We start from the raw sequence: 11,773 nt of genomic DNA on the forward strand, positions 1-11,773 counted from the left end.
GCCCCGACGGACGACTCCCTGCGGACCATGTGTCGGGGTTCCGGGGCGGGCCATAACCTGTCAGGCTGGGACCGACGGACGACACCACCACCTGGAGGCGGCATGCCCACCACTGCTTGGACCTACATCTCCTTCCCCGGCAACGCCCGCGAGGCCATGACCCTGTACCAGGACGTGTTCGGCGGCGAGCTGCGCATCATGTCGTACGGCGACATGCCGATGGAGGGAATGCCCTTCGAGCCGGACCCGACGTCGGTCGCGCACGCCTCGCTGGAGTCCGGAAACATCCGGATCGCCGGCGGCGACAACCCCGGCCAGGAGCAGGACTCGCTGCGCAGCGACGTCTACTCGATGCTCGTCGGCACCGACACCGCCGAGGAGGGCCAGCGGCTGATCGACGCGCTGACCTCCCGCGGCGGCGAGGTCACCATGCCCTTCGTCCGCGCCCCCTGGGGCGACACGTACGGCCAGGTCCGCGACAGGTTCGGGGTGATCTGGGCGTTCGCGGCCCCGGGCACCGAGGCCGCGGGCTCGGAGGCGCCTGGCTCCGACGCCTGACGTACGGCTCAGGCGCCCGTCGGCCACCGGTTCCACGGTGTCGGCGGCGCCGGGGTGGGCGGCAGGGCGCTGCTGACGTGGCCGAACCGCTCGGCGCGGCGCTCCGGGTCGTTCCAGATCTCGGTGGCCTCGTCCATCTCCTCGCGGGTACGGCCGACGAAGTTCCACGCCATCTGCACCGGCGAGTCGAAGGGCACACCGCCCAGCAGGATCGCGCGGGACAGCTCGTCCACGCTGATCCCCAGCTCGTCGCGCCCGGGCGCCAGGTAGCCGAGGTGGCCGGGGGTGAGGGACTCCCCGTCGGCACCGGCGCGGCCGCGCAGCACGATCAGCGCGTACTCGTAGTCGGGCCGCAGCGGTAGCGTCGTCTGCCGCTGCAGGTCGAGTTCGAGCCCGACCAGGTCGGTGTCGCGGCGGGCCGGACTCGTACGCCCCAGGAACTCGCCGGTGATCACCGTCGCCGCTCCCCCGTCCAGGTCGACGACCGGCAGGTCCGCGTGGTGCGCGAAGTCCTGGTCGCCGTCCCGGGTGGCGTCGGGCTGGGCGATCCACAGCTGGATGCCCTCGAGGGTTCCGGCGTAGTGTCCGGTGGCCTCCTCGGAGTGGGAGATGCCGCGGCCGGCCGTCATCAGGTTGAGCTGGCCGGGGGCGATCACCTGCTCCGAGCCGAGCGAGTCCTTGTGCAGGATCTGACCGTCGAGCAGCCAGGTCGCGGTCTGCAGGCCCATGTGGGGGTGCGGGGCCACGTCGATGCCGTGCTCCTCGGTGACCAGGGCCGGACCCATGTGGTCGGCGAAGCACCAGGCCCCGACCGTACGCAGGCTGCCATGGCGCTGCGGCAGGATGCGGCGCACCTCGAACGAGCCCAGGTTGGCGGTGCGTGCGTCGAAGAGTTCCATGATCAGGTCCTTCCGGAGGTGTTGACGACCCCGGAACCATCATGCACCCGAGGAGTTGAAAGATCAATCATCCATTGCGGGGTCAACCCCGCGATCCGGCCAGGCATCAGCCATCCGGCTCGCGCCTGGCTCATCTGGGCAGGACGATGCCGAGCCGGGCCACCCGCCGGTAGATGGTCGCCCGGCTGAGGCCCAGTTCCGCGGCCGCGGCGCTCATGGTCACGCCGGGCCGGGAGAGGCAGCGGACGATCTCGTCCCGCTCGACCGCCTCGATCCGGGTCAGGGTGCGGTTGCTGCGCCCGATCAATGCCGAGGGCAGGTCCCGTACGTCGATGGTCTCCGAGCGCAGCGCTGCGGCCTGGACCATGCTGAAGAGTTCGTCGACGTTGCCGGGCCAGTCGTAGGTGGTCAGCGCATGCTCGGCCGCCGACGTGAAGTCCACCTCACGCAGCCGGGTCTGGCGGGCGGCGAAGCGGGCCAGGGGCAGGACGTCTGCGACGCGTTCCCGCAGCGCGGGGACCGGCACCACGGTCTCGACCATGGCCGCGAGCGGCTGCGGGATGCCGCCGAACCCCTCGGCCGTGACGGCCCAGACCAGGGCCGGAGGGTTGCCGGAGGACGCGAGCAGTGCCCGCAGGGCGTGATCCGCTCGGGCACGCAGTTCCTCGGCCGCCCAGGCGGGCAGGGTATCGACGTTCTCGACGATGACAGCGGTCCCGGGCTTGGCCAGTTCGGGGGTCCACAGGGCCAGCCAGTCGTCGACGTCGTCGGGCGCGGGGACGGCCGCGGAGAGGATGCGGCTCCTCGGGTGGGCCCGGCGCAGCGCTTGTGCCAGGAGGGTGGCACGTCCGGCCCCGTCCTCGCCGACGGCAGCGACCATCCGGCCGGTCGCCAGCGCTTGCGCCGCCCGTTCGAGTGCTTCGGTCCACCCAGATGACAGGTCCCGCAGGGTGCCGGCCCCGGGTTCGAGGCCGCCGGACTGCACCCGGAACACCCCGCCCTTCGGGGTTCGTTTCGCCCTCCGCCCCTGCGATCGGGCCAGCATGAGCGCCGAGGTGTTGGCCGCCGCGGACTGCGCCAGCGCCAGCAGCAGGCCGGAGGAGGAACGGGACCAGGTCGTGATGTTGATGCTGCCCTCGATCCGGCCACTGAAGGGGTCGAGCACCGGTACCGCGGCGCAGGTATAGGTGCGCAAGCAGGCGCTGTAGTGCTCCTCGGCCCGTACGAGGCTGGGGGTCCGGTCCGCCAGGGCAAGGCCCAGTCCGGTCGTTCCGGCCTCCCGCTCGGAGAAGGCGAAGCCGGGTGCAAGATGCACGTCGTCGAGCGTGCGCAGCAGTGACCGATCGCCGCTGAAGCGGTTGAGCACGAGACCGTCGGCGTCGGTGAGCATCAGGCTCAGCGGCTCGTTCGCCAGTGTCCGGTACAGGCCGCCGAGCACCTCCTGCCCGCACCGGAAGAAGAGGGAATCGGTGGTGACGGAGCCGGCCCACGCCGGATCCACGCTCTCGATCGAGACCCCGTACTCCTTGCTGCGTTGCCACGACGCGAGCAGACGCTTGGGCGCTGTCGCCAACGTGCCCGAAGCCTTCCCCTGGGCTCGCCCCGGAAGCGCTGCCTCGTGCTCCGACGCCATCACAGACCTCCCTGTCCCGGTCCATCGAGCGTAATCCGCGGGTACAAACATCCGCGCCATTACTTGTCTCAAAGTGAGACACGGGTCACATGTCGACCAGTAGCGCCAGCACCTACCTTCGATCCCAACAGCGACTACGGCAGTCGCGGGAGGAGCAGACCCATGTACACCAAGGACGGCGAGAAGTACTTCATCGTCGACGCCCACGTCGCCCTGTGGGACGCACGGCCCGAGAACCAGCGCAACATCCACGGCAAGCAGTTCATCGACTGCTTCTACGACTACCACCGCAACCTCTCCCCCGACGAGGAGCTGTGGCCGTACGAGGACTACCTCTACCAGGGCGGCGAGCGCCTGATGAAGGACCTGTTCGAGGACGGCTACGTCGACCATGCGATCTTCCAGCCGGCCTACCTCAGCGAGTTCTACAAGCGGAACTTCGGCCAGACCGAGGAGGCGTACGGCCTCGCCACCGAGCACCCGGACAAGCTCACCTACAACCACCGCTTCGATCCCCGGGACGGGGAGAACGGGCTGGAGCGGCTGCGGGCCGACCACGAGCGGATGGGCTTCAGGGGAGTGAAGCTCTACACGGCCGAGTGGAACGGGGAGTCTCGCGGCTACAAGCTGTCGGATCCGTGGACGTACCGCTACTTCGAGGTGTGCCGCGAGCTCGGTATCAAGAACATCCACATCCACAAGGGCCCGACGATCCGTCCGCTCGACCGGGATGCCTTCGACGTCGCCGACGTGGACCACTGCGCGTCGGACTTCACCGACCTCACCTTCGTCGTGGAGCACGTCGGCCTGCCGCGGCTGGAGGACTTCTGCTGGATCGCCAACCAGGAGCCCAACGTGCACGGCGGGCTGGCCGTGGCGATGCCGTTCATGCACACCCGGCCGCGGTACTTCGCCCAGATCATCGGCGAGCTCATCTACTGGATCGGTGAGGACCGGATCGAGTTCTCCAGCGACTACGCGCTGTGGACGCCGCGCTGGTTGGTCGAACGCTTCGTCGACTTCCAGATCCCCGAGGACATGACGGAGTACGCCCCGCTCACCGTCGCCCAGAAGAAGAAGATCCTCGGGCTCAACGCCGCCAAGCTGTACGACATCCCGGTGCCGGAGGAGCTGCGGCTGCCCGACGCCGACGAGACCGAGACCGGACCGCGCCAGCCGGAGCGGGCCGACCTGGGAGCCCAGCAGTGACCGCCACCCGAACCGAGGCCGCCGCCGGGGTGATGGCCGCACGCGGGGAGGACGTACGGCAGGGCGGCGGGCGGGAAGGCGGCGGGCGGGAGGAGGACGTACGGGAGGCGCTGTCCGTCGTCCTCGACCCGGAGCTGGACGAACCGATCACCGATCTCGGCTTCGTCCGCTCGATCGAGGTCTCCCCCGCAGCCGGGACGGACGCCGATCCCGACGACCGCTTGGATACCCACGCTGCGGGTGCGCTGGTCGTGGTGCACCTGCGGCTACCCACCTCGTTCTGCTCACCCAACTTCGCCTACCTGATGGCCTCCGACAGCAAGGACGCCCTCTCGGCGCTGCCGGGGGTGGGGAGGGTCGTGGTGGAGCTCGACGACCACCACGACTCGGACCTGATCAACGCCGGCCTGGCGGCCGACGCCGGCTACCGGGGCACCTTCGGGCACGAGGCGGAGGAGAGCCTGGACGAATTGCGGTGGATCTTCCGCCGCAAGGCGCACACCGCCGCGATGGAGCGCTGCCTGACCGCCCTGCTGCGTGCCGACCGGTCGCTGGCCGAGTCAGCCGTGGGGACCGTACGACTGCAGGACCTGCCCGCCGGACGCGAGAAGGACGCCCTGCTGCGACGCCGGGTGACCATCGGACTTCCCACCGAACCCCGGGACCTGGTCCTGGTCGACGAGGCAGGATGTCCCTATCCGCCCGAGGCGGTACCGATGGCGCTGCGCCGCGCGCGGTCCACCCGGATCTCGGTCGACGGCAACGCCCACTTCTGCCGAGGACTGCTGCGCACCCGCTACGCGGGGGCCGGCGCTGACCAGGTCGACCGCCCCGAGGGCGCCGAACCCTCCGACCACCACCTTCTTCCGCTGATCGTCAAGGAGATCCACTGATGAGCACCATGCGAACCGTCAAGGTCGTCGGCTACCACGAAGGCCTCCAGATGCGGGAGGCCCCCGTCCCCGAGGCGACCGGCCCGTGGGACGTCGTGGTCAGGATCGGCGGAGCGGGCGTGTGCCGCACCGACCTGCACATCCTCGAGGGCCAGTGGGCCGAGAAGTCCCAGGTCCAGCTGCCGTACACGATCGGCCACGAGAACGCCGGGTGGGTGCACGCGGTGGGCAGCGCCGTCACCAACGTGAAGGAGGGCGACAAGGTCATCCTGCATCCCCTGGTCACCTGCGGCCTGTGCCGGGCCTGCCGTTCCGGTGACGACGTGCACTGCGAGAACAGCAGGTTTCCCGGCATCGACTCCGACGGCGGCTACGCCGACTACCTGCTCACTTCCGCGCGCTCGGTGGTCCGGATCGACGACTCGCTGGAGCCTGCCGACGTCGCGGCGCTGGCCGACGCCGGCCTGACCGCCTACCACGCAGCCGCGAAGGCGGCCAAGCGGCTGACCCCCCGGGACACCTGCGTGGTCATCGGTGCCGGCGGCCTGGGCCACATCGGGATCCAGGTGCTCAAGGCGCTCACCCCGAGCCGGATCGTCGTCGTCGACCGCAACCCCGCGGCGCTGGAGCTCGCGAGGTCCATCGGGGCCGATGTCGGCGTGGTGGCCGACGGCAGCCAGGTCGACCAGGTCCTGGCGCTCACCGGCGGCAAGGGGGCCGAGGCGCTGATCGACTTCGTCGGCGAAGGCGGCGCGACGTCGGAGGGCATCGCGATGCTGCGCGAGGCCGGCGACTACTACGTCGTCGGCTACGGCGAGGACATCTGCGTACCGACGATCGACATGGTCTCGAACGAGATCAACATCATCGGCAACCTCGTCGGGTCCTACAACGACCTGCAGGACCTGATGGCCCTCGCGGCGCGCGGGGCGGTCACGCTGCACACCCAGAAGTACGCCCTCGACGACTTCCAGCAGGCGATCAGCGACCTCGATGCCGGCAAGGTCCGTGGCCGCGCGATCCTGGTGCCCTGAGCGGGAACGCAGCTGATCATGGACGGAGGCCTCCGGGACCCGACCGGTCCCGGAGGCCTTCCGGTCGTCCGGCCCCACCTCACCAGCGCGGCCCCGGACGGTAGGCCTCCCCCACCTCGTGCGAGGCGTACTCCGAGATCGACTCCGGGCCCGCGAGCACCCGCCGCTTGACGTGCAGGTAGCGCTCCGCATCGGGCTCGACCCGCCACCCGACCATCTGGATCTGGCCGCCGACGATCTCGATCCCGGTGATGTACGAGGGGAACGTGCAGCACCCGGTGTTGAAGTAGGGCACCCCGTCGCGGGGGAACTTCTGACGGTGCGTGTGGCCGCAGATCAGCGCCGTCTGGTTCTGCAGGATCCACCGCCGATAGTTCCGCTCGACCTTGTGCCGCTTGAACATGTTCCGCACCGGGCTGGAGGGGCTGCGGATGCCGAACGCGTGCATGTACTTCCAGAACAGGCGGAAGGTCCACATGGTGAAGCGCCAGTTCTGGTCGTTCGAGAAGTCACCCTGGTGCCCGTGCACCACCAGGACCTCCTGCCCGGTCTCGCGATGCCGCAGCACCAGCGACTCGATCGGATGCAGGTCGGGCATGAACGGGGTGGGGCGCCCCAGGTCGTCCGGGATGGTGGCGAAACAGGCGTGGGCGTACTCCGGGTCCTTCAACTGGATGTTGTGGTTGCCGTAGAGGTAGATCAGGCGGTCGTCGTCGTAGAACCGCTTGAGCCGTCGGTACGGCGACCCGTTGGCCCACAGGATGTGCTTGAAGTCCGCGTTCTCCCACAGTTCGTCGCCGTCCCCGACCTCGACGTACGTGTAGCCCTCGGCGTGGTACCACTCCAGCGCCCCGATGTAGATGTTCTTGTTCTTGCCGAACTCGTCGGCCATGCTGCCGTCGCCGCGGTGCACGTCGCTGAGGAACACGAAGCGTGAATCGTCGTCGAACTCCTGGACCTGCGCGGTCCGGTAGGCCTCGGTCAGGCGCCCCATCGTCTGCATGCCCTGCTCCTGTCTTCCTAGGCCCGGCGGAGCGTGTTCGCGCTCGCCGCCCGGCCGAACATCGCCAGTCCGGCGATGATCCCGATGGCGCACCCCACGATGCTGACGATCAGCACCACCCGCGTGACCAGCGCCCAGTCGAACGCGTAGCCGGTGAAGTCGAACGGGAACACCCTCAGGACCTTGATCGAGGCGGCCAGTCCGACCGCCGAGGTGACGACCCCGCCGATCGCCTGCAGTCCGCGGGACCTGACCACCGCGTACAGGATGCCAGCCACCAGTGACACGACCAGGGTCGCGTTGACGATGCCGATCACCTGGGCAGTGTCAGGGGTCAGGAACGAGATCCGCTCCCACCCCGGCCGGCCGTTCAGCAGGTACAGCAGCACGCCGTTGACCAGCGACCCCATCACGTTCCCGCCGGCACTGGTGCTCGGCGCGGAGCGCTGCGTTCTCGTCTCACCCGACATGTTTCCTCCCAGAGGTCACGTCCTCCACAAGAGTAGGACAACGGCCCTGAGGACTCCTAGGGGTAGATCGAGACGGAGGGCATGGGGCGGCGGAGGATGTGCTGGCGGTGTCGGGGCGGTGGCGGGGTTGGGGTGGCGGCGGGGATGGGGCCTCGGCGGGTCCGGCGCGGGTCGGACGGCCCGACACCAGCACGCGTAGCCCTCGGGGTGCAGCGCCCTGGCCCGCCCGGTGTCTAGGGTGGCGGCGAAGACCCGTCGGGTGCCCCGATCTCGTAGGTAGGTGAGCCATGTCGATCGAACGTCCATCCCTGAGCCGCCGCGTCGTGTTGACGGGCGGACTGGCGGCCGCCGTGGGAGCCGTGGCAGCCGTGGCAGCCGTGGCCGGTTGCTCCCCGCGCACCGCGGACACCACCGCCCCGGCGCGTACGGATGCCTCCCCCACGCCCAGCCCGACGCCGACGCCGACCCCCACGCCGGCGACCGCGCAGGAGATCGCCGCCCGGGCGACCGTGCCGGTGCTGTGCTACCACCAGGTCCGCCCGTACGCGGCCAACGACACCTCGTACAACCGCCAGCAGCTGATCATCCCGCCCGACGCCTTCGGCCGGCACCTCGACGCGATCCGGGAGGCGGGCTACACCACGATCGACCCGGCCGCCTATCACGCCCACCTGGCCAACGGGGCGAAACTGCCGGACAAGCCGCTGATCATGAGCTTCGACGACGGCAAGGACAACCAGCCCCAGAACGCCCTGCCCGCGCTCACCAAGCGAGGCATGGTCGGCACCTGGTTCATCATGAGCGTCGTGATCGGCAACCCCGGCTGGACCACCGCGGACCAGATCCGCCGGGCGGCCGACGCGGGGCACACCATCGGCTGCCACACCTGGGACCACCACGACGTACGCAAGTACACGGCCGCGGACTTCACCAAGCAGTTCGACGGGGCCCGGGCCACGCTGCAGAAGTACTCGGGCCAGCCGGTGGACTCGTTCGCCTTCCCGTACGGGGCCTGGAACGAGGCCGCGCTGCCGCACCTCGCCAAGGCCGGGTTCACCACCGCCTACCAGCTGACCGAGAAGCCCCTGGACCCGAAGCTGCCCCAGCTCACGCTGCGCCGCCAGCTCGCGGTGTCGACCTGGTCGGGCGCGGAGCTCGTCGCACAGCTGGAGAAGCTGACCGCGTAGGAGTCCCGCCCTACAGCCGGATCCCGACGTACTTGGTCTCCAGGAACTCCTCGATGCCCTCGTGCGAGCCCTCACGACCCAGGCCCGACTGCTTCACGCCGCCGAACGGGGCGGCCGGGTCGGAGATGACGCCGGAGTTGAGCCCGACCATGCCGCTCTCGAGGCGCTCGACCACGTACAGGGCCTCCGACAGGTTCTCGGCGAAGACGTACGACATCAGGCCGTACTCGGTGCTGTTGGCCAGCGAGATGGCGTCGTCCAGGGTCTCGAAGGTGGTGATCGGCGCGACCGGGCCGAAGATCTCCTCGGTCCAGACCCGCGCCTGCGGGCCGACGTCGGCGAGCACCGTCGGGGCCAGGAAGTAGCCCGGGCCCTCCGGTGAGGTGCCGCCGACCACTGTCCGGGCGCCGTTGGCGAGCGCATCGTCGAGGAGTTCGCGGACCTTGGCCAACTGCTTGCTGCTGACCAGCGGGCCGACCTGGGTGCCCTCCTCCAGACCGTTGCCGATCTTCAGCGCACCCATCCGCTCGCCGAGCCGCCGGGTGAACTCCTCGGCGACGTCGGCGTGGACGTAGAAGCGGTTGGCGGCCGTACAGGCCTCACCGATGTTGCGCATCTTGGCGTCCAGCGCGCCCTGGACGGCCTTGTCCAGGTCGGCCGAGGGCAGCACCAGGAACGGTGCGTTGCCGCCCAGTTCCATCGACGTACGCAGCACCTGGTCAGCAGCCTGGCGCAGCAGGATCTTGCCGACGGCAGTGGAGCCGGTGAAGGTGACCTTCCGCAGCCGCGGGTCGGTGATGATCGGTTCGGTGACCTCGGCGGAGTGGGTCGAGGTGAGGCAGTTGACGACGCCGTCCGGCAGCCCGGCGTCCTGCAGGGCCTGGACGAACAGCAGCGTGGTGAGCGGGGTCTCGTGGGCCGGCTTGATGATCGCGGTGCAGCCCGCGGCCAGGGCGGGCGCGAGCTTGCGGGTGGCCATGGCGAGCGGGAAGTTCCACGGGGTGATCGCGTACACCGGGCCGACCGGCATCTTCATGGTCAGGATGCGCTGGCCCGAGACCGGCGCGGTCCCGTAGCGGCCGGCGACCCGGACCGCCTCCTCGGAGAACCAGCGCACGAACTCGGCGCCGTAGGTGACCTCGCCGTACGACTCGGCCAGCGGCTTGCCCATCTCACGGGTCATCGTGCGGGCGAAGGCGTCCCGACGCTGGATCACAAGGTCGAACGTGGAGCGCAGCAGTTCGGAGCGCTCGCGCGGAGTGGTCGCCGCCCAGGCCTCGGCCGCCTCGCTGGCGGCGTCCATCGCGGCCCGCGCGTGGTCGGGGCCGGCGTCGGCGACGGTGGTGATCGTCTCCTCGGTGGCGGGGTCGACGACGTCGAAGCTCTCGTCCGCGTCCAGCCATGTGCCGGCGATGAAGATGCCGGACGGGTAGGTGGTCTGCTCGGTCACTGTGGTCATCGGTCCGTCCTTCCGTTGTCCATGGTCCCGTTGTCCATTGTCCCGTCGTCCATGCTTGCGTCGTCCATGCTTGCGTCATCCATGCTTGCGTCATCCATGGTCACGACGATGTTCCCGGTGGCGTGCCCGGCCTCCACGGCTGCGATGGCCTCGGCGGCCCGCTCGAACGCGAAACTGCGCGAGATCACCGGGTGCAGCGTCTTCGTGGCGATGTCGTGGGCGACGGCCTCGAAGACCTCTGTCGTACGTCGCCGGGTGATCCCGCCGCCGCCGTGTCCGGTAGCAGCCGCGGGGGCGGCGAGGCTGATCACGCGACCGCCGGGCCGCAGCAGCGGCAGGCCGGCCTCCAGCTCGGCCTCCCCGACCAGGTCGACCAGGGCGTCGACCTGTCCGGCCACCTCGTCGGCGGCCCGGACCGGCCAGCCGGGGCCCGAGGCGATGGGTACCGCGCCCGAGTCGGTGAGCAGTTCGGCCTTCTCCGGCGAGGCGACGCCGACCACGGTGATGCCGCGGTGGACGGCCATCCGGACCAGGCCGGTGCCGACCCCTCCCCCGGCGCCGATGACGAGCAGCGTGGCGCCGGCGGGCAGGTCGAGGTCGTCGAGGACGTCGCGGGCGGTGCCGAGCGAGACGGAGATGCAGGCTGCCTGGTCGGGTCCGACGGAGTCGGGGCGATGGGCCGAGGAGGCCGCAGAGAGCAGCACCCGTTCGGCCAGTCCTCCGGTACCCGGAGCCGTGGCACCGAACACCTCGTCACCGACCGCGAAGCCGGTCACCCCGTCGCCGACGGCGAGCACCGTGCCGGCCGCCTCGCGGCCCAGGGCCATCGGGAGGGTCTCCGCGACCTCGGGGCGCTGGCCGTTGCGCACCTTGATGTCTGCGGGGTTGACGCCGGCCGCGCGCATCGCGACCAGCAGCTCGCCCGGCCCTGGAGCCGGCTCGGGGACGTCGAACCATTGCTGCACCTCGGCCGGGCCGTGGTGGTCGTATCCGTAGATCCGCATGGTTCATCCTCTCTCCAAGCGAGCCGGCGCATCAGCGACTTGGTCGGGTGAGCCGCTCAGTGGGCGCCGGGGCTCGGGGCGGCGCGGTGTGGTTGCACCGTCCGGGGTGGCACGGTCGGGCGGCACGGTCCTGGGCGCAAGGTCCGGGAGGTGGCTCTGTACTGAATCCCAACCGAGAGGCTCGATTCGCGGAGCATCGTCACGGAGTGGCGTCGATCGAGCGTGCCGGTTGGGAATCAGTACAGAGCCATCAGGCGCACTTGCTGCATCGGCCTCGCGATCGGCGGACTCGAGGCCTGCGTCGAGTTGCGTTCAGCGGTCCCATGGCATGCGTGCCCGGGTGGGCGACAGATCGCTGACAACGTGCAATCGCAGCCGACTGCATCCCTCGCCCACTCACCGCTCGCGAGCGATTAGTTATGCG

General features: G+C 70.0%; 11 protein-coding genes. 5 read left to right on the forward strand and 6 right to left on the reverse strand.

Translation table 11 applies throughout. The features are described 5' to 3' along the window. Window positions 1-102 precede the first annotated feature (102 nt). A complete protein-coding gene (locus tag GA0111570_RS06160) occupies window positions 103-558 on the forward strand; it encodes a VOC family protein (protein WP_092607900.1) in 456 nt (151 codons plus the stop codon). Between the two features lie 8 nt (window positions 559-566). On the opposite strand, the gene GA0111570_RS06165 is transcribed toward GA0111570_RS06160, so the two are convergent. Both GA0111570_RS06165 and GA0111570_RS06170 read right to left on the reverse strand, forming a co-directional pair. Then, a complete protein-coding gene (locus GA0111570_RS06165) occupies window positions 567-1,457 on the reverse strand; it encodes a pirin family protein (protein WP_217634040.1) in 891 nt (296 codons plus the stop codon). 130 nt (window positions 1,458-1,587) lie between these two features. Then, window positions 1,588-3,030, reverse strand: coding sequence for an AAA-type ATPase lid domain-containing protein (locus tag GA0111570_RS06170; RefSeq protein ID WP_217634041.1), 1,443 nt, complete (start codon window positions 3,028-3,030; stop codon window positions 1,588-1,590). Window positions 3,031-3,252: 222 nt separating this feature from the next. On the opposite strand from GA0111570_RS06170, the gene GA0111570_RS06175 reads away from it, so the two are divergent. Genes GA0111570_RS06175 through GA0111570_RS06185 form a run of 3 tightly spaced genes read left to right on the forward strand, consistent with a single transcriptional unit; the run spans window position 3,253 to window position 6,226 of the window. Continuing rightward, window positions 3,253-4,299: an amidohydrolase family protein gene (locus GA0111570_RS06175; RefSeq protein ID WP_092607906.1), complete on the forward strand. Its 1,047-nt coding sequence runs from the start codon at window positions 3,253-3,255 to the stop codon at window positions 4,297-4,299. Continuing rightward, on the forward strand, window positions 4,296-5,192 hold the full coding sequence (locus GA0111570_RS06180; protein ID WP_217634042.1) for an iron-sulfur cluster assembly protein: 897 nt from the start codon (window positions 4,296-4,298) through the stop codon (window positions 5,190-5,192). The genes GA0111570_RS06175 and GA0111570_RS06180 overlap by 4 nt, the downstream gene beginning before the upstream one ends. Then, window positions 5,192-6,226, forward strand: a complete 1,035-nt coding sequence (locus tag GA0111570_RS06185) for an NAD(P)-dependent alcohol dehydrogenase (RefSeq protein ID WP_245703039.1) — start codon at window positions 5,192-5,194, stop codon at window positions 6,224-6,226. The genes GA0111570_RS06180 and GA0111570_RS06185 overlap by 1 nt, the downstream gene beginning before the upstream one ends. A gap of 79 nt (window positions 6,227-6,305) precedes the next feature. On the opposite strand, the gene GA0111570_RS06190 is transcribed toward GA0111570_RS06185, so the two are convergent. Then, a complete protein-coding gene (locus tag GA0111570_RS06190; RefSeq protein WP_092607909.1) occupies window positions 6,306-7,229 on the reverse strand; it encodes a metallophosphoesterase family protein in 924 nt (307 codons plus the stop codon). A gap of 17 nt (window positions 7,230-7,246) precedes the next feature. Then, on the reverse strand, window positions 7,247-7,699 hold the full coding sequence (locus tag GA0111570_RS06195) for a hypothetical protein (protein ID WP_092607912.1): 453 nt from the start codon (window positions 7,697-7,699) through the stop codon (window positions 7,247-7,249). Between the two features lie 287 nt (window positions 7,700-7,986). On the opposite strand from GA0111570_RS06195, the gene GA0111570_RS06200 reads away from it, so the two are divergent. Next, a complete protein-coding gene (locus tag GA0111570_RS06200) occupies window positions 7,987-8,886 on the forward strand; it encodes a polysaccharide deacetylase family protein (protein ID WP_092607915.1) in 900 nt (299 codons plus the stop codon). Window positions 8,887-8,896: 10 nt separating this feature from the next. On the opposite strand, the gene GA0111570_RS06205 is transcribed toward GA0111570_RS06200, so the two are convergent. Further along, window positions 8,897-10,345 (reverse strand): NAD-dependent succinate-semialdehyde dehydrogenase, encoded by a 1,449-nt coding sequence (locus GA0111570_RS06205; protein WP_092607918.1) that lies wholly within the window; start codon window positions 10,343-10,345, stop codon window positions 8,897-8,899. Continuing rightward, the gene (locus GA0111570_RS06210; protein ID WP_092607921.1) at window positions 10,342-11,349 is read right to left on the reverse strand and encodes an NADP-dependent oxidoreductase; all 1,008 of its coding nucleotides are present in this window, start codon (window positions 11,347-11,349) and stop codon (window positions 10,342-10,344) included. The genes GA0111570_RS06205 and GA0111570_RS06210 overlap by 4 nt, the downstream gene beginning before the upstream one ends. Between the last annotated feature and the right edge of the window lie 424 nt (window positions 11,350-11,773).

The sequence above is a fragment of the Raineyella antarctica genome (assembly GCF_900092135.1).
Taxonomy (GTDB): domain Bacteria; phylum Actinomycetota; class Actinomycetes; order Propionibacteriales; family Propionibacteriaceae; genus Raineyella; species Raineyella antarctica.